We start from the raw sequence: 21,629 nt of genomic DNA, 5'->3' as shown, positions 1-21,629 counted from the left end.
GTCAGGCGCAAGTGTGCGTATCAGAGCCGGGCGGCGTTAACGTACGGCCCGGTATTCCCATGTGACATATTCGTGCGTGACCCATCCCACCGAAGTGAGCGTATTTTTCCGCGCACCCTGCTGTACGGTGAGGTTGAGCCTGTACCAGCGGCTCCGCACGTCGAGGCAGCCGCTGGGGAGGGCCGGGACGTCGTACGCGGAGAGCAGATCCTCATACCAGTTTTCCCCCAAATCGTTGTCGGGGTTACTGCGGTAGTGCAGGACGGCGTTGACGAAGGGCCGCGCCTGCCGTTCGTCGCGGACGAGCGCGCTGAGTACGGCGGGTTGGAGCGTATTCATGTTCATGGGCCCCTGCGTCCAGATGGTCAGGGTTTCCAAGAGGCCGGGAAGCTCCTTTGTCCCGCGCAGGACATCCCACCCCCATTCCTGTTCGACATGCGGCCAGCGCACGAGCAGGATTTCTTCTGGCGCCATCAGGGGGCGTCCCGGCGGCAGGCGGCGCGGCGTCTGCGTGAGATACCATTTCAGGGTGTCCTGATCCGTTTCGGCCAGCCCGCCCCACTGCCGGAGCGAATCCACATACTCTTTGGCCAGCGCAAGGGCGTTGTCCGTCCCGCCCGCGTAACCGTGCACGCGCATGAGCCCGGCCAACAACCGGGTGAGGATGTCGGCGAACGCCTCGGCGCGGGCGCGATCGGCCTCGCGTTCGTAGAAAATGGCGTTGATGGGAAAGCGGCTGTTTTCGTCCTCGATGGAGCCCGAAAGGTCCGCGCCCGGCAGTTCGGCGGAAAGACGCTCCAGCCCGATGCCGAACAGCCCCCAGTCCTCCCGCATGTGATCCGGGGTCCCCTCTTCGCTGTTCCGGGTGAGGACAGCCGTGGCGAGGCGTTCGCCGGACTCCATGAGCGGTTTGGCGGCAAGGATGGAGCGGGTGGATGCGGACATGGCGTGATCAAGCAGGATGTCGCGGCTGAACTCCACGGTCAGCACGGAAAGCCCGGTGAGCACGAACAGCACCAGAATGAGCACCGCGCCCCGGCGCCTGTCCTTGAAGAAAGTTCCCCTAGTCCCGTACATGCGGCCTCCGGGGGAAAACGGGGACGACAAACAGTTCCGGCTGTTCTTCCCCTTCCCTGTGCAGGGCAAACCGGATGGCTTCGGGCACGGCGCCGGAGGGCAGCGGGGAAGGCCAGTCCTCGACGTATTGCGTCTTGGCCGAATAGAGGGCCACTTCAAGCGACTTCACATTGCGGACAAGCACCAGTTCTGACCACGGGAAATCGCCCTCCACGCCGCAGTAGGCCCGTTCGCGCCGGATGAAGGCGGCGGAACGGTTGCCGTTGCGCAGGACGTATTCCACGCATACCGGGCCGGGCAAGGGATCGCCGGGCATGTCCGCCAGATGCGAGCTGGTGGCGAAGGACAGCAGCACTTCGTCGTCGGACGGCTGCGGCTTGTCCGTTTCGGTGAGGCGGTAGAACGCATCGGACGGGACAATCGGCTCGCGCGAGAGCGGGGGCAGGGTGGAATGCTTGTCGTCGATGAGGCACAGCCCGGCGATGTCGTTGTCGAGGATGCCCCAGAAGACGCGCTCGCTTTCCCGTTCGAGGACGCGTTTGCGCACGGTCTTTCCGTTGTCCATGACCATGCTGTAGGTGCTGAACAGCACCATGCCGATGACGGCGGTGAGGGTCATGGCGATGAGCAGTTCCACGAGCGTAAAGCCGCACATGCCCGTCGAGGGAGGATTATCGCGGGAGGACGTATTCAAGCAGCAGCTCCCGGTAGGACGTCCCACGGTTTTCCACCAGCCGGAATTCAAGGCGCTTGCCTTCCATGCACCGCAGGGCGACGAGTTTTGAATGCCATTCCACATCAGGGTATTCTGGGGACAGGGTTCCCCATTGTTCGAGGCTGTCCGGGGATTCCCGGAGCATCTGGAGCATCTTGGCTCTTCCGGCGCGGAGGACGCCGTCCTCCCATCCCGTTTCCGCAAGCTGCGTCAGGCTGTCCCCGCTGACGCGGACGGCAAGCAGGGCCACCGTGCTCAGGATCGCCAGCGCGACGAGCACTTCCAGCAGGGTGAAGCCCCGGTTCATTGCGCGCCCCCGGAAAGGGAAACGGTCATGTCCATATCCAGAAGATTTTTGCCCGAACGCCGGAACGTGACGTTTTCGACGCGGACGCCGGGGTGCGATTCCAGCGCGTGCAGCCATTGCACCCCCTGTTTCAGGTAGAGGCCGGTAAGGCGCATCTCGATGCGCTCGGAGCCGTCGTTTTCCTTGCGGGCCGCCGGGCGTAGGGCCTCGATGCGCCGGGACAGGGAGAGGCGGTCGGCCTCCTTGTTGACGAGGCTGAACAGGGAACGGTTTTTTGCCGGGGCCGCCGCGTTCGACTGGGACAGCCGGGCGTAGTCGTCGGTCAGGAGCCGCATGGAAAGATGGCGCTGCCGGGCGCGTTCGGCGCGGGAGGCGTTGTCGGCACGATACTCGAAGATGGGCAGGATCACCCATTGGACAGCCCCAAGGAGCACAAGCCCGCCGAGGCCGAGGAGGAGGGGACGGGACACGCTCATGGCTGGCCTCCCTCAAGGGCAAGTTCGATTTCAAAGATGACCGCGCCCGGCGGCGTGCCCGGTTCGGGCTTGCCCGTACGGTTGGCTGCACTGAGGATTTTGGCCTCGCGGACGCCGGGGAGCCCGGACAGGGCCACGCGCAGGGCGTTGACCTGCTCATAGCCTGCGGCCGTTCCGCCGAACTCGCAGCGGCGGGCGTCGAGGCTCAGGCGGTCAAGGCGGATGTCGAGGGAGCCCGGTACGGCGGCGTGCATGTCCTGCAACAGGTGGAGGGCCGGGAAGGTGGCGTCGTTTTCCCCGCCGCCGCGCAGTCCGGCAATGCGGTTTTTGAGGATGCTCTCCATCTGCACGGGGTTGAACGAGCCGCGCACGTCGGGGAGCGCCTTGCGGAACAGGGCGCGGGCGGCGTCCTCATGGCGCAGGGCCTGCTGTCCGGCGGCGTACCCTTCCGCCCAAACGGAGGCGAGGCAGGCCGCTCCCACGGCAAGCGCGCCGCAGGCCGCCCATGCCAAACGCCTGCCGTGTTCGCTGGAAAGATGGCCCCCCCTCGGAGGACGGTGGAACGAGGGGATGAGGGGCGGACGCCACGGAGCCGGGAGCGGCATGGCTGCCACGCAGAGCGCGAGGAGCCGGGAGGGATCGGTTTCTCCCAGCCGGGCCACCTGCCCGCCCAAGGGTATTTCTTGGCCAAGCACGGAAACGGGCAGCCCGAAGGCTTCGGCAAAACGGGCGGACGCGCCGTTTCCGAGAAAGGCTTCACCATAGGCGAGAAGGCGATCCGGCACGAAAGGCGTCCCTTCCAGTACGAGGGAGGTTTCGCGCCGCAGCCGGGCGGCGAATCCGCACAGGGCGGCGTTTTCCCGTTCGGATGAAGGGCTGTTGAGGCCGGCGGCGTCCGTTTCGGGCATCCAGCCGACCGGGATGGCCCGGATGCGCCGGATGGTGCCGTTGTCGAGCAGGGCCACGGTGGAGCATTCGCGCTGGACGTGCAGGAACAGGGCTATTCCATGTTGTCTGGACGGCAGGTTTATGAGTAGCGGGAACGGATCAACGGTGACGAGGCTGGGGAAAAGCCCCTCCGCGTCAAAGGCGTCCAGCCATAAATCCAGTTCTTCCTTTCGGAGGGATACGCTGATTGCCTGTGCGCCGCTTTTGTACCCGGCGGACGCGGCGGCGTTCCCGGTCAGGCAGACGCGGTGCGCGAGCGTGTCGGCGTCGAAGGGAAATTCGGTTTCGAGCATCAGGGAAAGCGCCTGCTCCACCTTGGCCCGCGAACGGAAGGGGAAGGCCCAGTCCCTAAACAGCGCGGCCCCGGCGGACAGGCACACGCGCACGTCGTCCGGCCGCTTCAGACCCGCCGCAGCCGACCCGTCGAGCAGGGAGCGGAGGCCGGAGGCCACGGCCTGCGGCGTCAGATCGGCGCAGGCGACGCGGTGCAGATACGAAACCTCACGGCTTTTCAGCCCGATGCGGCACAACGCGCCCGTGAGTTCAGTCCCGGACTGGAGGATGATGAAGCTGTCCTTGGCGATCATAATGCTCTCCGGTCAGGGTTGCACGTCAAAGGAGGGGCGTCGGAAGACATCCCGGATGCGAACCCGGACTTCGCCTTTATCCTTAAGGGATTGAAGCGTCCGTTCCGGCATGAGTTCCTCCCGTACCTGTTCAAGCGGGATGCGCAGGGCGGACTGTACGTCCATACGGCTGGCGGGGAGATCGCGCGGGACAAGGGTAGCCTGCCCTTGGACGGTACACGCAATCACGGGGCTCCGTACTGCGAGCTGGTGCAGGGTCAGCCGGTTTTTTTTCCAACCGGTTTCCACTGTACCCTCCAACTTATCCAGGCGGGAACTCTTGAGCATAGGCAGGCTGAGATCCGCCACGCCCCCGCGCAGGGAGAGGTTCAATGAGCCTTCGCCCGCAAGCGGATCGGGCCGTCCGTTCTGAAGGGGCAGATCGAGCGTTGCGGAACCATCCAGCTTGCCGCCCCGCATCTGCACGAGAGACGTTTTGCCCACGAATGGCCTGATTAAGGGCTCGATGCCGATTCCGGAGAGGGATGACCGCACGGCGAGCCGTTCGGGGTTCCAGAGCGAGGAGGGGATCACCGTCGCGTTCAGCTCACCCCCGGCGATGTCAGCGTCGAGTGTTACGCCAAGCGGGAAGGCGGTCAGGCCCGCCCGGACATTGCGGAAGGCCAACGGCTCCGGGGCGTTCGGCGGCTGCACCGTCAGCTCGGCGATTTTCAGCGCGGGCGGGAAGAAAGACAGTTCCGGGCGGCTCATGTCCATCTGCACGCCGGGCAGACGCCCGCACCATTGGCGCAGGCCGACCACGCCGAGCTCGCGCACGTACAGTATGCCGAGGAACAGGCCGTACAGCAGCAGCCCGAACAGGAGATAGAGCCCCCCACGCACCAGCGAGGTCCGGGAAGGCGGGGAAGGAAGCGCGAAAAGCAGCCTGTCCAGCAACGCCCGCATCATATGGCCGCCCCGTATGTTAAAGGCGCTTCGCCGTGGGCCTCATGCGGAGGCGTCGGGGCGTGCCGCCGGGAAGTGCCGTTTATTTTGCTACTCATTGGTAACCCTCGCAACTTCGGTAAGCGAGGTCAGCCCCGCGATCACTTTCAACATGCCGTCATGCCGCAGGTTGCGCATGCCTTCGGACAGCGCGCACGCCCCAAGCACGTTGGCGTCGGCCTTATCCACGATGAGCCGTTTCAAAGCGTCACTTACCGGCATGATTTCATAAATCGCCATACGGCCCCGGTATCCCGTGTCCAGACAGTCCGGGCAGCCTTTGGCCCGGTAGAGCGGCTGGCCGGGCCGGTAGGCGGAACGGGCCGCACCGAGCTTTTCCAGTTCCTGCCCATCCGGGAGATAGGCCTCCCGGCAGTGCGGGCAGAGCATACGGACGAGGCGCTGCGCCACCACGCCGCGCAGGACCGAGGAGAGCAGGAACGGTTCCACGCCCATGTCGAAGAGGCGGGTGACTGCGCCGGGCGCGTCGTTGGTGTGCAGGGTGGAAAAGACGAGGTGCCCGGTCAGGGCGGATTGCACGGCGATGGCGGCGGTTTCGGCGTCGCGGATTTCGCCGATCAGGATGACGTCCGGGTCTTGGCGCACGATGGAGCGCAGCCCGTCGGCAAAGGTCAGCCCTATTTTGGGGTTGACCTGTATCTGCCCAACGCCCTCCAGCTCGTATTCCACGGGATCTTCAATGGTCAGGATGTTCTTGTCCGGCGCGGTCAGTTCCTGAAGCACGGCGTAAAGCGTGGTGGTCTTGCCGCTGCCGGTGGGGCCGGTGACCAGCACGATGCCGTGCGTGATCCCCACAAGGGAATGCATGAGCTGCAAGTCTTCCCGGCTGAGCCCGAGTTCGGTGAGGGAGAGCACGCGTTCGCTCTTTTCGAGCAGGCGGAGCACCACGCGCTCGCCGAAAGACGTGGGCAGGGTGGACACGCGCAGCCCCGCCTGACGCCCGCCGAGGGAAATGGCGATGCGCCCGTCCTGCGGCAGGCGCTTTTCCGCGATGTTGAGCTTCGCCATGACCTTGATGCGCGACACCACGGCGGCGTGATGGGCCTTGTTCAGGGTGTGGCGTTCGTAAAGCACGCCGTCCAGCCGGAAGCGCACGCGGGAAACGTCGCGGTAGGGTTCGATGTGGATGTCGCTGGCCCCGGCGCGCACGGCCTGCGCGAGGATCATGTTGACCAGCCGGATAAACGGGGCTTCGCTGCTGTCCTCCAGCAAGTCCTCCACCGCATCTTCATTGAATTCGTCGATCTCGTTGACCGAATCGCCGAGCACGTCCGAAACGCTCCCTTCCGAGCGGGTGGACTCGCCGAAAATCCGGTTGATGACGTCCGTGATGTCGTCTTCGCGGGCAAGCACGGGGTATTCAAGCCGTTCACCGAGCAGCATCCCCAGTTCTTGCGCGAGAAGCCAACTGAACGGATGGCAGATCGCCAGCGCAAGTTTGCCGTCCTTGTCGCGGACGGGCACCACTTTCTGTTTTCTGAGCCACGGAAGGGGAACCTTACAGACACGTTCGGCGTCCGCACGCCACCCTGAGCCCTCCTTGCCCACGAGGGCCGCAAGCCGCAGTTCGCAAGGCATGGCATGGCGCTCCGCCGCGGTTTCCAGATACTGGTTTTCGTCGATGCGCTCCGCCTCGTACAGGGCCCTTTCGAGGGGGATGCCCGAAGCTTCCGCATTCCGCGCACAGGCCTCCAGCACCTCAGGGGCGAGGTTAAGGCGTTCCAGCAATGAAGTGAGCGTCTTCATGGCGTCAGTTCACGAAAACAGGTTTCAGCATCTTGGGCTTGCTCATGATCGGCAGGCCGAGGCCGTCATGCCCCACACTCGTTTCATGCAGCACGAGCTGTTTTTCGCGCGTAAGGTCGGCGGAGTCGGCTGCGTTCCTGATGACTTTGGGCGTGATGAAGATGAACAGGTTGGTCTGGTTCGACTGCTTGTTGCGGGCTTTGAACAGCCATCCCAGTCCGGGAATGCTGCCGAGCCCCGGAACTTCGCTCTGGTTGTAGGTCTTCTGATCGTCGAGGAGGCCGCCGATGACCGCCGTCTGGCTGTCCTGCAACAGGATGGTCGTCTTGACCAGGCGCTTGCGGGTGGTCGGGGCGACGATCTGATCCCCGTTGGTGAGGGTGATGAGGCCCTGCGTGACCCGGCTGACTTCCTGTTCCACCTCAAGGCGGAGCGAGCCGTCGTCGCTGATGCGCGGGGTAATCTTGAGCTTCACGCCCACGTCCTTGTAGTCCATGGACTGGGTGGTGAAGTCGTTGTCGTTGCGGGTGGTGCTTTCCTTGGTGAACGGGATATTGTCCACGACTTCCACGCTGGCCTCCTCGTTGTCGAGCGTGAGGAGCTGCGGGGTGGCGAGCACGTCGACGTCGCTGTTGCCCCTGACCGCGTTCAGGATGGATTGGATGTTGTAGCTTGTGTTGCCCACGGTGATGGCGTCTTTCAGGATGGCCCCGATGCTCACGCCGGAGGGGAGGGATACCGTTTTGTTGGTTCCGCTGGAGCTCAGGGAGAAGCTTCCCCCGTTCAGGCCGACACCGCCGACGATGGCGGCATCTCCGGTATTGCCCCCGACGGCCCAGTTGATGCCGAAGGAGAAGGATGCCTCACTGCTCACTTCCATGATCAGGGCTTCGATGAACACCTGCTTGCGCACCACGTCGAGCTTGGCGACGATGTTGCTGAGGGCTTCAAATTCATCCGGGCGGGCGGTGATGACAAGGCTGTTGGTGGATTTGTCGGCCACCACCTTAATGTCCTTGGAAAGCACGGTATCCGGCTTCTGCTCTTCCGTCCCTGAGGCGCGCTGGCGCTCCACGAGCGTGTTGATGACCTGCGCCAGATCCTCGGCCTTGGCGTTGGACAGTGAGATAAGGTGTACGTCGCCCTTGCCCTTGGGGGTGGGGATGTCCAGGGAGCCGACCGCGTCACGCGCCATCCCGATGGCTTCGGGATCGCCGTAGATGAGCAGGCTGTTGGTACGTTCGTCGGCAAGCACGAGGCTGACGGTGGGGCGGCCCTTTTTGGCGTACTCCTCATCCCGGCTTTTGAGGATCTTGGCGAGCGTGGCGGCCAGCGTCTTGGAGTCGCCGTATTGCAGGCCGAGCGTGACGGAGGTGCCCGCCGTTTCGCTGGCCTCCACCTGTTCAAGGAAGGTCATGGCCTTGGCGACGTTGGGGGCCGGGGCCGTCAGCGCGAGGGTGTTCGATGGGGTATAGGCGGAAATGGCGTGCTCCTTCCCAAGCAGGGAGGGCAGGATTTTGGCGAGCTCGGCCGCCACGCCGACTTTCAGGGGCACGATCTGCGTGACCACGGTTTCCAGCTCGGAACCCATTTTACGGCCCACGGCGGCGTCTTCGCCTTGCCCGATGCCTTCCTTCAGCGGGACGATCTTGTAGGCCGTGCCGCTTTTCTGCACCGCGTACCCTTGCACGCGCAGGATGGAAACGAAGGTCTCAAAGGCTTCATCCGGGGAAATCCTGACCGGGGAATAAACGGTCACTTTCCCTTTGACTGCGGGATCGGTGATGAAGTTCCGGCCGGTGGCTTCGCTGATGTACTTGATGAGGGCATGGATGTCCGCATCCTTGAAATCCAGCGTCAGGCCGTTTTCCGGCTCCGCCCACGCAGGAGCGGCGGACGGGAAACCCTGCGCGCAGAGCAGGGCGAGGAACAGGATGGAGACACGAAGGGCCGTTGCCGCTTTGCTGGACGAATCGAACATGGCATCAACTTTGTACATCATACCGGATGATGGTTTTTTTCCCGTTGCGCAAGACTTCGAGCGTGATGGCGCTCTTGTCGGCCAAATCCCCAAGCCCGCCCAGATCGCCGAACCCTCTCAGGGGCTTGCCGTTGGCCCCCAGCAGAAGGTCGTCTTTTTTGAGGCCGAGCTCCTCTATGTAGCTTCCCGGCTGCATGTCGAGGATGCGTAAACCCTGATAGCCGCCCACGGCCTGCGGGGAGACGGAGACGGCGCGCATCAGGGCGCCGATGTCGCCGAGTTCTTCCCGAAGCCGGGCGCGGCTCACGGCCTTTTGTTCGTCGGGTTTGGCGCTTTCCTTTTGGAAGACAGGATCCTCGCTCATGGGCAGCCGTTCTTTTGCTCCGCCTTTGGCGATGACCACGGTGCGGCGCTGCACGAGGGCGATTTTCCACCCTTGTATCGTGTCCCCTTCCTTGTAGGGCCGTTCCGTCCCGTTCACCTGAATGACGGCGCGGCTGGCCTTGCCCGGCCCCGTGTCCACGATGGTTCCGAGCAGTTTCCAACCCTGCTTGCTGATGGGCAGCGCGTCGATGCCTTCGGCGGAAAGGCGTTCGCTTTCTTCGCCGGAATCCGTCCCCGTACCGCCTTTGGGGGAACGGCGGGCTTCAGGTGGGAAGACGGAAACCCCAAGGAGGTTGCGTGCGGTGATGCCGTCAAAGGCGGAGAGCGGTTCGGGCGCGGCAGCGGCGTGTTCCGTAAGCCGGGAGGCGGAACCGGGTGTGTCGAGCGCCGTCTCGCGCAGGGCGAAGGTGGCCTTGGCAAGGAACCACGCGATCAGCGAGATGCAGAAGAGGGAGAAGAGTGTGGTTACGCGCTTGGACATGGTCAGCCTGCGAGGGTGCTCATTTCAAAGATGGGCAGGATGATGGCGATGACCACAAAGCCGACGATGCCGCCCAGCAGGAGGATCATGACCGGTTCCATGAGGGACGTGACGACCTGAAGGCGCGAGGCGACCCGGTTTTCGCTGTCGTTGGCGACCCAAAGCAGCATTTCGCCGAGTTGCCCGCTCCGTTCCCCGGCGGCGACCATCTGGCGGGACAACGGCGGAAAGACAAGCGGATCGTCCATGAATTCCGAGAGATCCCGGCCCGCCTGCACGCCGTCGATCATGTTCTGGACGGCTTGGGCCATGAGTTTGTTGTCCGCCACGGATTTGACGATGTGCAGGGCCTTGAGCAGGGTGACGCCGTTTTTGAGGAGCATGCCGAGGGTGCGGGCCATATGCCCGACGATCAGCGGGCGGTAGATGCCGGCAATACCGGGCAGGCGCAGCAGCAGGCGGTGGGCGTACCGTTTGCCTCTTTCAGTCCTGCGCATCCGCCAAATGCCGAGCATGATGCAGAGGGCGAGGAGCAGGATGATCCACCAGCCGGATCGGATGCCGTCGCTGACGGCCAGCAGGATCTGCGTGGGCACGGGAAGCGCGCGGCCCATGTCCGAGAAAATTTGTGTGACCTTGGGGATCACGAACGTCAATAGAAAGATGACGACGCCGATGCCCACGAACAGCATGAGGATGGGGTAGGCCAGCGTAGCCTGCACCTTGCGCACGAGCGCCACCTGCTGTTCGATATGTTCGGCGAAGCGTTCGATCACGAGTTCCAGCGTGCCGGAGGCTTCGCCCGCCCGTACCATCGTTACGAACGTTGATGAGAAGACGCGGGGGAACTCGGCCAGCCCGTCAGCAAGATCCCCACCCGCCATAATCCGGTCGCGCAGGCGGGAAACGATGCCCTGCATCCGGGAGAGATCGTCGTGGGCGCAGATGCTCGCAAGGGCCTCGTCAAGCGGAAGGCCCGCATGCAGCAGTGTAGCAAGCTGGCGGGCCATGGCTGCGACGGCCGTCTTGGGGACGGGGCAGAGCGATTCGAGGATTTTTTTGAAAGGTTTTTGGGCGGAAGGCTTTTCCGGGTTGGCAACGGATGCAGATGCGGATTCGACGGAGAGCGGCACAAGCCCCTTTTCGCGTACGGACGCGATGGCCTGCCGTTCGGTGTCAGCCTCCACCATGCCGCGCACGGTTTTGCCGGTTGCGGAAATGGCCTTGTAGCAAAAGTTCGCCATGAAACCTTGCGCGTGAAAGGGGCCCCCATACGGGATGGAGGGCCCCTTTTCAATTGATGTTATTGTTCGTTGCGGCGGCGCAGCACGCGGATAGCGGCTACGGCCGACATGCCGAGGAACAGAACCAGGAGGTCATAGGAAGGCGTGGAGCCGACGGTGCAGCCGCTGCTGCTTCCGTCGTCGTCCGAGCCGGAATTGCCGTTATTGGGCAGAGGGCCCGTTGTGGCGAGAGAAACCGAATCCTTGATCACCCCGTCAGCGGGTTCGATGTCAAACGTGGCGTCGTTATCAGCGATGATAAAGAAAGCCATATAGGTATGATCCATTTCCAGAACGTCTGTCGGAGCGAGAGCCTTCGTCGGCTCCTTGATGTCGGCGACCCACCACATGCCGGAAGCGGTAGGCAGCTCATCGGCGGACGGCTTACCGTAAGTATACGGGGCGGTCTTATTGGCGTACAACTTGTGCAGGCTCAGCTCACCCACCGTGGCCCCGTTGCCGAGGAAGTTCATTTGGAAAACGGCGCTCTTGCCGGCGGTCGTTTCAGCCGTGAACGCAAACGTGCCAAGGCGCTTGCTCCCCTTCGGCAACGGAGCGTAATCCTTATCGGCCGTGGCATTGTCGATGCTCGTACCGTTGAAAGAGGATACGCTTGTTCCGTTAGGCTGGTCATAGCTCGGCGCAATCTGCATGGCGAAGGTTTCGGAGTCGGGCAGAACACCGTATACAGGCTTGTCGCCTACGATGGTGGTCGTCACACGCGTGGAAGCGATGGTGGTAGGATCGATTTTGAAAGGATCCTGATCCAGGATGGTAAAGTCAGCGAACTTATCGGGAGCGATGGAGCCGATTTTATCTTCCATGTGGTTCTGGTATGCGGGGACAATGGTGATCGCGTGGAGTGCCTGCAACACATTGATCCGCTGGTCATAATTCCAGAAAGCCTTCTGGGTGCCGTCCTTGGTTTCGGGATACATGGCAACGGCGTCGAGATTCTTGCCTGTACCACTGATCAGCGTACCGCCCTCGCCCAGAGGCGTGGGGGAAGAAAGGCGGGTGATCGCATCCTGCATACTGCGGAGCGGAGAGATAGGGGTGACCGTCGTGTCATTGTGTACGGAAAACGGCAGATCGTACGCAGCACTCCAGCCGCAGGGGTTCATATTCTTAGCGCGGCCGGGCCCCATGAATATTTCCATGTGGCGGTCGCCCCAATAGAATGCGTGGTTGACGAAGTAGGAGTTGATGAAATTCTGTTTCTTCATCAGTTCCCCGTCCTGAAGGGCGGCGCGGAGAGCCGGATCCACAGCGGTGCCGCTCAGCTCCGTATACATATCCTTCGTGGCATCAAGCTTTGAGTAGTCGCCGACAAGACGTTCGATGTGCTGACGCTCCATCATCTGTCCATGAATGGCGCAATCCCGGGTATCCGTGACTTCGGGATGGGCCGCAACGGCTTTTTCGAGAGCGGTCACGTAATCTTCGGCGGCCCAGCTTCCATTGGTATGCACTTCGACGGACTGCTTGGCGGCGTGGTATATGTCAATGGTCTTCTCGAGGACCTCCTTGGAGAAGGTCGTGGCGTTGGGCATACCGTTGTAACCCTTTTCATACCCGCCATATTCGGGGTCATAATACCCGGGTGTTTTGAAATACCCCGTATACCCTTGGTTAGAACCGTCGTAGATGATCTTCCACGCACCCATGAAAAAACGGTTGGCAGGCAGCCCTTCAGGCGCTTTACCATTTATAGAAACGTCTTTGAGGCTGAGGCTCGTTATGTCGGAACCTTTGGCGGGTGAGTCGCCGGGATCAGAATAATCGTCACCCTTCCAGCCAAGAGCCATACGATTGATTTTACCGATTTCGGCTGAACCATAGGCCATATATGCGAAGGGATGGACGAGAACACGGGGCTCAAGTACTCCACGCTGGAGGGCCTCTTGAATTTGATACAAGGCGAAGCCGACGTTACCGTATTCGCTAGGCATAGCGAGCACGGCCCCTCCTAGATCAGCGGTCGTCACGCCCGCGGCGGTGTACACCTGTGAAGCGCGGGCGATGCTGCGGACGGATTTGTCAGTGATGTTCGGACCATTATTCTGTGTTGCCGCGTTCAGAAGGCCCATGGCTTCGGTTTCGGCGCAGATGCCGGTAAAATCCCATCCGTCAGCCTTTTTCACAGTACGGACGCCGATGTAGGGCTTACCGTCACGCATGTAAACGCCGTCTTCACCTATATCGCCGCGTTTGAAACCAGCCAGCTCAAAGGCCAACGAGTTCCCCGCATTGAGATGGTCAGATGTATGAGTAATAACAATTGGATGCTTTGTGCTGGCTTCGTCAAGATCTTCCTTGGTAGGGTACCTCCTTTCCGTCACCAACGTATCGTCAAATCCCTTCCCGGTAACCGCTTTGCCTTCTTCTGTTTGGTCGGCCAGTGCGGCGAGGGCGGAGATATAGTCCTTAATGCTTGTCATGGTGCCGATGGGCGGACTGTTCAAGTTCGCTTGGAACAGATCGAGTTCACCTTGTCCGGGAAAGTGCCCATGACCATCGACAAAGCCAGGCAACATCGTTTTGCCTTTGAGATCCACAATCTTGTTCACGTTACTGGCGTTGAGGAAACCTTGGGCCTTAGCTTCCGACTCACTGCCCACGAAAACAATCTTTCCATTCAACGTCGCGACGACTTCAGCCGTGTTGGGGGTATTCAGTTGCGATGGCTTACGAAAATCTTCCGTTACAGTGTAAATAGTACCGTTGTGATAAACGGTATCGGCCTTTTTATTAGCCGCATACAACTGCATGCCGCCGCCAAGGACCAATGTTAGAGCTGCTGCAAAACAGAAAGCATATGTTGAGGTTGGTTTTTTCAAAGTCGCTCTCCTGTAACAAATCATTACTGGGTATACTGGGAAGAGGAGCCTCCACACGAAATGGAGGCCCCTTTTCAGCAGGTGTTATTGTTCATTGCGACGGCGCAGCACGCGGATAGCGGCTACGGCCGACATGCCGAGGAACAGGACCAGGAGGTCATAGGAAGGCGTGGAGCCGACGGTGCAGCCGCTACTGCTTCCACCGTCGTCCTTACAAATACCGTTGTCGGGGAGCTCACCGGTTGTCGTGAGTGATATAGGAGCATTGATAATGCCGATGGTGTTGTCGGCATCGAACACACCGTCGTTGTCACAAATTACAAAGAAAGCGAGATATGTCTTGTTCTTTTCCAACGTATCAGTAGGAGCCAACGCTGTTAACGGAGAGTCTAAGTCGGCGATCCACCACTTGCCGGACGCAGTAGCCATGTCTTCTGTGGCAGGCTTGCCGTACTCATATAAATCAACAGTGGTATTGTGCAGCCCGTACAGCTTGAAATCACCAGCGGTACCTCCATTGCCGAGGAAGGAGAGCTGGAATACACCACTCTTACCTTCGGTCACCCTTACCGAGAATTCAACGGTACCGAGACGGTTTTCGCCCGCACCGATAGCCCCGTAATTTTTTTCTGCAGTAGCGTGAGCGATCTGTCTGTAGTCAAGCTCCCTAACATCCACTCCTTCGGGCTGGGCATAACCGATGCTCATCTGCCCAACCATGCTTTCAGAATCAGGGAGAATCCCGTGAACGACCTTATCCCCCACGATAGTGCTGGTAACGCGGATATCGGCTAGCTTCAGAGGCTCATTGGCGGCGACTTCCAGTGGATCTTGATCGAGGATAGTGAAGTCGGCCAGCTTGCCGACTTCGATGGAGCCGATGCGATCGTCGACCTTGTTCTGATAGGCTGGATTGAAAGTAGTGGCATGCAGAGCCTGCAGCGCGTTTACCTTCTGGTTGTAATCCCAGAATTCGGCGTCCGTACCATTCTTGGTTTCAGGGAAACGCACAGTAGCGTCGATATCTTCACTGTCGCCGTTAAGGACCCTGCCGCCGGTGGTGATGCGATTTACGAATGAGTTAACGCTCCGCAAAGGCGATATCGGAGTAACGGGGGTATCGTTGTGTGAGGTGAATCTGTGGCCAAAGTAGGTGGCCCAACCGGCAGGGCTGATCATTCTGGCAATACCGGGGCCAAAGTAAATCTCATAGTGGCGATCCCCCCAGAAGTAAGTATGGTTGATAAAGTAGGAAGAGATCAAATTCTGATCTTTGATCAACTGACCGTTCCCCAAGGCTGAACGCAAGGACTGGGCTGTATATGTGGTACCGTCGGCAGCCTTCACAGAACCTTCCTGCAAGGCGGTTCCGTTGAGCTGCGTATACATATGGGCGGTAGCATCAAGGTTGGTGTAATTGCCCACGGCTCGTTCAACAATCTGACGCTCTTCTGTTTGTCCATGAATAAACGTGTGCCGGGTGTCTTTAACTTGGGGGTTGGTAGCTACAGCTAACTCAATAGCTGTCATCAGACTTTCGGCGGCGAGAGGGCCGTTGGCATGGGTTTCGATAGATTCCCCATACTGATGATAGAGGTTAACACTCTCCACAAGCTGCTGGAACGGAATTTTGGAGGTACCGCCAAGCCCCAGTAGAGGACCATCAGGACCAAGGTCTTGGTTGGTTTCGGGATCAAAACCGTTCTGTCCCTGCTTGTCCCAGTACCCAGGACGCTTGAACAGTGCCGTATACCCCTGGGGAGAGCCGTCGTAGAACTGCTTCCATGCGCCGAGGAAGATACGATTATCGACCTGCCCTGCCATGTCTACTTCTTTAACGGCGTTAGGAGCTTTGTAATTGGTAAGATCGGTCCCCATTCTCGGGGAACTCTCCGTGGGCTTGTCGTCCAGCAAGCTAGTTAGGTTCTTGTTACTTGCGGAGTTGTCTTCGGTACCGTTGAGATCCCACTTCAGCGCCTTGTGGTTGGCAGTGTTGCAGATAGACGGGTGCGCGATTACGCGAATGTTCATCAAGCCATTCTTGATCGACTGCTGATAGCCAGGAATGGTAGAGGCGATTGCTGTACCACCACAGTCGGCGGTAGTAACGCCTGCCGCAGCGTACTTTTGGCTACCACGGGCATTCAGCCAGTCGGTATTGGATGTGACGTTTTGAGCAGGATACCCTGAAGAGAGGCTGGCGGCGGACTCTCGAAGTACGCCGGTAGGTCTACCGTTCTTATCAATATCTACGCCAGATTCATAGGTTCCATCGTTTTTCTTGAAAATATAGGAGCCGTCTTTTTTCTCGATAGTTCCTTGGGTTTTCAGGATCCATTCTATAACGATGCTATTAACCGAACCCATATGCCCGGAACTGTGCGTAACGTTGACTGGTTTGGTTTGGCTGACCTGATCAAGGTCATCTCGAGTGGGATGCCTTTTTTCGGCAATTAACGAATCGTCATAGTTATTTCCCTTTACCCAATAGCCATCGGGTGTACTATCCGCTTTATTTTTCATTAGGGCGATCAGATCCGCCATAGTTTCCACTGGACCAAGAGGAGGGCAGTTCAAGTTTACCGTATATAGGTCAATGGAACTGTCACCGGGAAAGTGGCTATGACCGTCTACAAAGCCAGGTAGCATGGTTTTACCTTTTAGGTCGACAATCTTGCCTACCTTGTTGGCGTCAAGCAATCCATTGGCCTTAGCTTCAGACTCACTGCCCACGAAAATGATTTTTCCATCTAACGTGGCAACGACCTGAGCTGTCTTAGCGTTTTTGACGTCCTTGACCTCTTCTGGTGTTTCCGTAATGGTGTAAATTTTACCATTGTGGTATACGGTGTCAGCGATCTTGTCGGCAGCATACAACTGCATACCGCCGCCAAGAACCATCGCCATGACCGCCGCGAAAGACAGCGCCTGCTTCTTCACGCGATTCTTTACACGGTTCTTCATGAATCTTCCTCCTGTAAAAGGGTGGCATTGCCAGACGCATTCCTGTCGGCTCCTTTCCCCGATTCGGATAACAGAAACGCATTTTCCCCAGATTGGGGGCAATAAAAAGACCAGCAACGCGCCTTGCGTATGCCGGTCTTTTTATACGGATGGGTAGAGAGTGTGGCTCTCGAAGAAAGGGAGGAAAAACGGCATCCCCTGAACAAAGGAATGCCGTGCAAAGAGGCTGACGGATTGAAGAGGGAACTTACTCTAGAGAGAGAGAGAGAGAGAGAGAGAGAGAGAGAGAGAGAGAGAGAGAGAGAGAGAGAGAGACCGCGCGCCAGCCAAGAGAGGTGTTCTTACACCGTTAGAAGGGGAAAGAGGCTGGCGGGATGGCTGCATTTACTATCCGATTGTTGTCATCTTGCAAAATACGCTTGTTCAAAAAAGGATATGCAAAGGCCATACCTGAGAATTATCATGTTATATTTCTATAGATTGAAAAAGAATGGCACATAAAGATGATAAAATAAAGGTAAACTTAATGCATAAATGAATTGCCTATTTAAAATAATTCAATAGTATCCATTGATTATAAAATAAGTCTTTTATGCATTATAATTTGAATATGCATTATCACGCAACCCTTTTCAATCAAAGGCTGGAACCTCTCCCCCCTCCTATATGATAATGATAACCTTTTTATCAAGAAAAATAGGCATCCATCGTGTGGAATGTAATCATTTTTGTCTGTGCCGCAAAAAATGGCTGATGCTTTATTTCTTGAAATTCCAAAGGAATCACCAATAAGTACCCCAATTATGAAGTCCACTGACGGAAAACTGGAGAAAAAGTTTACATTTTTCACCATACGTTGGAGATAGGACAACTACATACTGTGACAAGATATATTATTGATAATCATAATAATTATGTGTTCTTGATAGCTTTTTTTGATGGCTCTGTCATAGCATATGGTTGTTTCATCTCCACAGTATGGTGAAAATACAGCCTCTTTCGCTAGTTTTTTCTTTGCGGAATTCGTGGTTAAAGTATTTTGTTACTTATTCCTTTGGAAATTCAAGAAAAAAAGTATCAACCATTTTCTATGACACAGCCTTTTTGATAAACGAAGATAGGGGAAACGGCACAGGCGGGATGTGTGTATCCGGGATAATGTACGGAGAGGGGTTGTGTGTTTAGCTTGTGAATTTAATCGTATAATTGTGCCGGATGAACGTCCAGATCCTTACTATAGGGCCAGCCGATTCACAGCGTATTGCCGCAGTGTGGGGGCTCCGCAGAGAAAAAATTTGGCTTTGTTATAGTGTGGGGTGCTTCATCGCCACAGCGCAGTGAAAATACCGCCTTTTTCTCCAGTTTTTTCTTGGCGGAATCCGTGGCTAAGGCATTTTGTCGGTTAATCCTTTGGAGCTTCAGGGAAAAAGCATCAGACGTTTTCTAGGCTGTGACGTTATTTTACATGTAACTATTTGAAATTATTTTAATAATATTTTTTGCGGCTTAAAAATAGTTAAGTAGTTTCAGTAGACTATATCTAATTGGCGACACAGCCTAGAATACAGCCAAAAATTTAAGGCTGTGCCATAGAAAACGGTTGATGCTTTCTTTCCTGAAATTCTAAAGAAGTAACCAATAAAATCACCCAATCATGGAGCCTACCGGCGGAAAATTAAAAAAAGTATATAATTTCAGTGTATTGTTGATACAAAACAATCGTATGCCATGACAGGCCAAATGTAAAAGACAACCACCGGGGCATGGCAGGACATACAAAAAGCCTTCCCTGTGATGGGGAAGGCTTTTTGTCATTGCCAGCAGAGGCGGACGTCTTCCTTATAGGTATCCAAAATGTCGATGACCGGGTCGGGGGTCAGGTAGCGGATGCTTTCGCCAAGGAGCCATTTGGTGCGGAGCAGCGAGGCGCTGATGTCCAGATGCGGCAGCGGAAGGTAGAGGCAGGAGGTTTCGTCCGTGATCGCCGCCGAGAGGAGGTTGTTTTCATCGGGCTCGGTGATGACGGCCTTGGGCCAGTAACGGGCTATCGTCGCCCGGAACGCCTCCTCATCCGCCCGGCAGCGGGGCACCACGACAAAGTTGGTGATGTTGGGAAGCTCCAATCCCCTGTGCCATGTGTCCAGGTGCATGAAATCCTCACCCCCAAGGATGAACATGGGGCTTTCAGAGGCATGCCGCTTCCGCCATTCCGTGATCAGGTTCCATGTATAGGAAGGGTGGGGAAGTTCGCCTTCAAGCGTGCTGACCTGAAGCCGTGCATCGGATGGGGAGGCGTTTGGGGGCGTTTCCAGCGCGCCCTGCAGCAGCGAGACACGCATCTCGAACGGAAGCAGGCCGGAATCGGGCTTGTGCGGCGGGACGGCGCAGGGCATGAGATCCACATGCTTGAGTTTCAGCGCTTCGGCCACGGCGGTAGCCAGCCGGAGGTGTCCGATGTGTACAGGGTTGAATGTCCCGCCCAGGATGCCGATGGTTTCCGGAGTCATGCTATTCCCTGATCTGCCCAGTCCCAAGGGCTACGAATTTGGTTGTGGTGAGTTCGCGCACGCCCATAGCGCCGTAGGAATGCAGCTTGGAGGTGCAGATCCCGATTTCGGCGCCAAGGCCGAGCTGCCCGCCGTCGTTGAAACGGGTGGATGCGTTGACGGCGGTGAGGGAGGCGTCGGCCTCGCGCAGGAAGCGCATGGCGTTGGCGTGGTTGTTGGTGCAAATGACTTCGGTATGGTTCGAGCCGTAACTGGCGATGTGATCCAGCGCGTCATCCAGCGAATCCACGACGCGGACCGCAAGGATCAGGTCATGGAACTCCTGCCCGAAGTCGCCGGGCTGCGCGGGGACGGCCTTGGCCCCGGACAGCAGGGGCAGGGCGCGGGCGTCGGCCCGGAACTCCACGCCGTCGCCGCCGAGTTTCGCGGCAAGCGTCGGCAGGAACGCGGCGGCCTCTTTCTCATGCACCAGCAGGCATTCAAGCGCGTTGCAGACGCCGGGGCGCTGGACTTTGCCGTTGTGGGCGAGCCGCAGGGCCATGCCGAGATCCGCCCCTTCATCTATATAAAGGTGGCACACGCCCATGTAGTGCTTGAGCACGGGCATGGTGGCGGCTTCGCAGACGGCGCGCACCAGCGATTCCCCGCCCCGCGGGATCATGACGTCCACATATTTGTCAAGTTTGCAGAGCGCGGCGACGGCGGCGCGATCCGTGGTTTCCACGACCTGCGCCGCATCTTCGGGCAGCCCGGCGCTGCGCAGCGCTTCATGGAGGAGCCCCGCCAGCGCGAGGTTGGAGTGGATGGCCTCCGAGCCGCCGCGCAGGATCACGGCGTCCCCGGCTTTCAGGCACAGGATGGCGGCGTCGATGGTGACGTTGGGGCGCGACTCGAAAATCATGGCGATGACCCCAAGCGGGATGCGCATCTTGCCGATCATAAGCCCGTTGGGGCGCTGCCACTGCTGCTCGATGACGCCGACTTCATCAGCCATCTCGGCGATATGCAGGCAGGCATCGGCCATATCCGCCATGATGCGCGGCGTGAGGGTGAGGCGGTCGAGACGCGGCGCGTCCATGTTTGCGGCTTTGGCGGCGTCCACGTCGAGGGCGTTGGCCTTGAGGATGTCAGGCTGGCGTTCGATGAGCAGTGCGGCGAGCGTGCGCAGGGCCTGCGTCTTGGCTGCGGGCGCGGCGGCCGCGAGCACGCGGGCGGCCTTCTTGGCGCGCTGCCCCATCCGTTCCATCTGAAGTTCGATCGAGACTGTCATGGCGTTTCCTTTTTCGTGGCGCGGGAGGGTCGAACCGTTCCCTGTAGCCCGTATGTATACGGTTCCACGCCGTTTCCCGCAACCCCGGCCGGGACATTTCTTTTGACATTCCTGTCGATCCAACCTATGTTTTGCTGTCTTTGGTCTTGCTCCGGCAAGCCCGTTTCTGCGTGCATCGGACTTCGTCCGACATAAAAAAGAGTGTGGAAGAGTCAAGGAGTACAGACATCATGGCAGATCCTCTCCGTCCGTCCGGGCCTCAGATCCCCGGCAGTCTGATGGGCGAAATCCAGTCCGAAGTGGCCGTCGAAGCCACGCCGCTGTTGAGCTTCGTGCTTCGGAACAGCCGCATCATCGTGGCCTGCATCGTTTTGCTGGTGCTCGTCATCGTCGGCGTCGGAGGCTGGCAGTGGCATCAGGGCCGTGTGGAGCGCGAGGCGCATCTTGAGCTTGGCCGCATCCTCGTCAGCACGCAGGGCCCGGATCGCATCGCCGCGCTGGAAACATTCCTGCCCACCGCCCCCAGCGACATGAAGCCCGGCGTCCAGCTTGAAATCGCCACCGCCGCCCTTGGCCTTGAACAATACGGGAAGGCCGCCGACGCCTATGCCGCCGTCGCCGCCGCCGATCCCAAGGGCCCCATCGGGATGATGGCCGCCATCAATCAGGCCGACCTCCTCCAGCGCCAAGGCAAGTACGCCGAAGCGCTCGCCGTTTTCGACTCTCTGGAAAAGGGTGCCCCCGAAAGCCTGCGCCCCGCCATCCTGGAAGGGCAGGCCATGTCCGCGGAACTCGCGGGCAAGCTCGACCGCGCACTCGCCGCCTATGAAAGCATCGCCGCCTCTCTGGGGGATGCCGCAAACAACGGCTACTTTCAGGCCAAGATCGCCGAACTGAAGGCGCGCATGGCCTCCTAACGCCTATCAAGGGGAACGGCCTCCGTCGTAAACCCTGTCGGTTTCCGGTTTTCCGGAAAGAAAACGGGCTGTTGCCGCAAGGCCTCAGCCCGTTTGCGCAGGGGCCGTTTCTTTCGGAAAACCGTGCGGCCCGGATCCGTT

17 protein-coding genes are annotated in these 21,629 nt (G+C 58.9%); 3 read left to right on the top strand and 14 right to left on the bottom strand.

The window, feature by feature from the left end:
* Nucleotides 1-36: 36 nt before the first annotated feature.
* From AC6I1V_RS05475 to AC6I1V_RS05425, 11 genes are all read right to left on the bottom strand, one after another.
* The gene (locus AC6I1V_RS05475; RefSeq protein WP_486853957.1) at nucleotides 37-1,077 is read right to left on the bottom strand and encodes a type II secretion system minor pseudopilin; all 1,041 of its coding nucleotides are present in this window, start codon (nucleotides 1,075-1,077) and stop codon (nucleotides 37-39) included.
* Nucleotides 1,064-1,771: a type II secretion system protein GspJ gene (locus AC6I1V_RS05470; protein ID WP_486853958.1), complete on the bottom strand. Its 708-nt coding sequence runs from the start codon at nucleotides 1,769-1,771 to the stop codon at nucleotides 1,064-1,066. The genes AC6I1V_RS05475 and AC6I1V_RS05470 overlap by 14 nt, the downstream gene beginning before the upstream one ends.
* Nucleotides 1,749-2,099, bottom strand: a complete 351-nt coding sequence (locus AC6I1V_RS05465) for a type II secretion system protein (protein WP_308770681.1) — start codon at nucleotides 2,097-2,099, stop codon at nucleotides 1,749-1,751. Before AC6I1V_RS05465 ends, AC6I1V_RS05470 begins: the two co-directional genes overlap by 23 nt.
* Complete coding sequence (locus AC6I1V_RS05460) at nucleotides 2,096-2,575, bottom strand: type II secretion system protein M (protein ID WP_337430473.1); 480 nt, start codon at nucleotides 2,573-2,575, stop codon at nucleotides 2,096-2,098. The genes AC6I1V_RS05465 and AC6I1V_RS05460 overlap by 4 nt, the downstream gene beginning before the upstream one ends.
* Complete coding sequence (locus AC6I1V_RS05455; protein WP_497736925.1) at nucleotides 2,572-4,110, bottom strand: hypothetical protein; 1,539 nt, start codon at nucleotides 4,108-4,110, stop codon at nucleotides 2,572-2,574. Before AC6I1V_RS05455 ends, AC6I1V_RS05460 begins: the two co-directional genes overlap by 4 nt.
* A gap of 12 nt (nucleotides 4,111-4,122) precedes the next feature.
* Nucleotides 4,123-5,058 carry a type II secretion system protein GspN gene (gene gspN / locus AC6I1V_RS05450; RefSeq protein ID WP_497736924.1) on the bottom strand — a complete coding sequence of 312 codons (936 nt, stop codon included), beginning with the start codon at nucleotides 5,056-5,058 and terminating at the stop codon, nucleotides 4,123-4,125.
* 87 nt (nucleotides 5,059-5,145) lie between these two features.
* Nucleotides 5,146-6,861: a type II secretion system ATPase GspE gene (gspE, locus tag AC6I1V_RS05445; RefSeq protein ID WP_308770678.1), complete on the bottom strand. Its 1,716-nt coding sequence runs from the start codon at nucleotides 6,859-6,861 to the stop codon at nucleotides 5,146-5,148.
* Between the two features lie 4 nt (nucleotides 6,862-6,865).
* Complete coding sequence (gspD, locus tag AC6I1V_RS05440; RefSeq protein ID WP_302552550.1) at nucleotides 6,866-8,863, bottom strand: type II secretion system secretin GspD; 1,998 nt, start codon at nucleotides 8,861-8,863, stop codon at nucleotides 6,866-6,868.
* Nucleotides 8,847-9,707 (bottom strand): type II secretion system protein N, encoded by an 861-nt coding sequence (locus AC6I1V_RS05435; RefSeq protein ID WP_486853961.1) that lies wholly within the window; start codon nucleotides 9,705-9,707, stop codon nucleotides 8,847-8,849. Before AC6I1V_RS05435 ends, gspD begins: the two co-directional genes overlap by 17 nt.
* A 2-nt stretch (nucleotides 9,708-9,709) precedes the next feature.
* Nucleotides 9,710-10,951: a type II secretion system F family protein gene (locus AC6I1V_RS05430; RefSeq protein WP_486853962.1), complete on the bottom strand. Its 1,242-nt coding sequence runs from the start codon at nucleotides 10,949-10,951 to the stop codon at nucleotides 9,710-9,712.
* Nucleotides 10,952-11,010: 59 nt separating this feature from the next.
* Nucleotides 11,011-13,527 (bottom strand): amidohydrolase, encoded by a 2,517-nt coding sequence (locus tag AC6I1V_RS05425; protein ID WP_486853963.1) that lies wholly within the window; start codon nucleotides 13,525-13,527, stop codon nucleotides 11,011-11,013.
* Between AC6I1V_RS05425 and AC6I1V_RS05420 the strand changes: the two genes are divergently transcribed.
* Nucleotides 13,501-13,785, top strand: a complete 285-nt coding sequence (locus AC6I1V_RS05420) for a hypothetical protein (protein ID WP_486853964.1) — start codon at nucleotides 13,501-13,503, stop codon at nucleotides 13,783-13,785. The two genes, AC6I1V_RS05425 and AC6I1V_RS05420, sit on opposite strands and share 27 nt — an antisense overlap.
* A gap of 129 nt (nucleotides 13,786-13,914) precedes the next feature.
* Here the strand turns inward: AC6I1V_RS05420 and AC6I1V_RS05415 are convergent, their stop codons facing one another.
* Nucleotides 13,915-16,794: an amidohydrolase gene (locus tag AC6I1V_RS05415; protein ID WP_486853965.1), complete on the bottom strand. Its 2,880-nt coding sequence runs from the start codon at nucleotides 16,792-16,794 to the stop codon at nucleotides 13,915-13,917.
* Nucleotides 16,795-16,956: 162 nt separating this feature from the next.
* Here AC6I1V_RS05415 and AC6I1V_RS05410 point away from each other — a divergent pair, with 162 nt between their 5' ends.
* Complete coding sequence (locus AC6I1V_RS05410; protein WP_497736923.1) at nucleotides 16,957-17,295, top strand: hypothetical protein; 339 nt, start codon at nucleotides 16,957-16,959, stop codon at nucleotides 17,293-17,295.
* 1,310 nt (nucleotides 17,296-18,605) lie between these two features.
* On the opposite strand, the gene AC6I1V_RS05405 is transcribed toward AC6I1V_RS05410, so the two are convergent.
* Nucleotides 18,606-19,301, bottom strand: a complete 696-nt coding sequence (locus tag AC6I1V_RS05405; RefSeq protein WP_486853967.1) for a nicotinate-nicotinamide nucleotide adenylyltransferase — start codon at nucleotides 19,299-19,301, stop codon at nucleotides 18,606-18,608.
* A gap of 1 nt (nucleotide 19,302) precedes the next feature.
* A complete protein-coding gene (locus AC6I1V_RS05400; RefSeq protein WP_486853968.1) occupies nucleotides 19,303-20,571 on the bottom strand; it encodes a glutamate-5-semialdehyde dehydrogenase in 1,269 nt (422 codons plus the stop codon).
* A 230-nt stretch (nucleotides 20,572-20,801) separates the two neighbouring features.
* Here AC6I1V_RS05400 and AC6I1V_RS05395 point away from each other — a divergent pair, with 230 nt between their 5' ends.
* Complete coding sequence (locus AC6I1V_RS05395; RefSeq protein ID WP_482332082.1) at nucleotides 20,802-21,488, top strand: tetratricopeptide repeat protein; 687 nt, start codon at nucleotides 20,802-20,804, stop codon at nucleotides 21,486-21,488.
* The last annotated feature ends 141 nt before the right edge of the window (nucleotides 21,489-21,629 follow it).

It is taken from the genome of Bilophila sp. T19-St14 (assembly GCF_059728385.1).
Note: the sequence above shows the minus strand (reverse complement) of the source record. Positions and strands in the feature narration are given on the sequence as shown.

What these genes read in the sequence shown, in the direction of transcription:
- AC6I1V_RS05475 (WP_486853957.1), bottom strand. Translation starts at nt 1,077, where the DNA reads ATGTACGGGACTAGGGGAACTTTCTTCAAGGACAGGCGCCGGGGCGCG.
- AC6I1V_RS05465 (WP_308770681.1), bottom strand. Translation starts at nt 2,099, where the DNA reads ATGAACCGGGGCTTCACCCTGCTGGAAGTGCTCGTCGCGCTGGCGATC.
- AC6I1V_RS05460 (WP_337430473.1), bottom strand. Translation starts at nt 2,575, where the DNA reads ATGAGCGTGTCCCGTCCCCTCCTCCTCGGCCTCGGCGGGCTTGTGCTC.
- AC6I1V_RS05455 (WP_497736925.1), bottom strand. Translation starts at nt 4,110, where the DNA reads ATGATCGCCAAGGACAGCTTCATCATCCTCCAGTCCGGGACTGAACTC.
- gspN (WP_497736924.1), bottom strand. Translation starts at nt 5,058, where the DNA reads ATGATGCGGGCGTTGCTGGACAGGCTGCTTTTCGCGCTTCCTTCCCCG.
- gspE (WP_308770678.1), bottom strand. Translation starts at nt 6,861, where the DNA reads ATGAAGACGCTCACTTCATTGCTGGAACGCCTTAACCTCGCCCCTGAG.
- gspD (WP_302552550.1), bottom strand. Translation starts at nt 8,863, where the DNA reads ATGATGTACAAAGTTGATGCCATGTTCGATTCGTCCAGCAAAGCGGCA.
- AC6I1V_RS05435 (WP_486853961.1), bottom strand. Translation starts at nt 9,707, where the DNA reads ATGTCCAAGCGCGTAACCACACTCTTCTCCCTCTTCTGCATCTCGCTG.
- AC6I1V_RS05430 (WP_486853962.1), bottom strand. Translation starts at nt 10,951, where the DNA reads ATGGCGAACTTTTGCTACAAGGCCATTTCCGCAACCGGCAAAACCGTG.
- AC6I1V_RS05420 (WP_486853964.1), top strand. Translation starts at nt 13,501, where the DNA reads ATGACCATCGACAAAGCCAGGCAACATCGTTTTGCCTTTGAGATCCAC.
- AC6I1V_RS05425 (WP_486853963.1), bottom strand. Translation starts at nt 13,527, where the DNA reads ATGTTGCCTGGCTTTGTCGATGGTCATGGGCACTTTCCCGGACAAGGT.
- AC6I1V_RS05415 (WP_486853965.1), bottom strand. Translation starts at nt 16,794, where the DNA reads ATGAAGAACCGTGTAAAGAATCGCGTGAAGAAGCAGGCGCTGTCTTTC.
- AC6I1V_RS05405 (WP_486853967.1), bottom strand. Translation starts at nt 19,301, where the DNA reads ATGACTCCGGAAACCATCGGCATCCTGGGCGGGACATTCAACCCTGTA.
- AC6I1V_RS05400 (WP_486853968.1), bottom strand. Translation starts at nt 20,571, where the DNA reads ATGACAGTCTCGATCGAACTTCAGATGGAACGGATGGGGCAGCGCGCC.
- AC6I1V_RS05395 (WP_482332082.1), top strand. Translation starts at nt 20,802, where the DNA reads ATGGCAGATCCTCTCCGTCCGTCCGGGCCTCAGATCCCCGGCAGTCTG.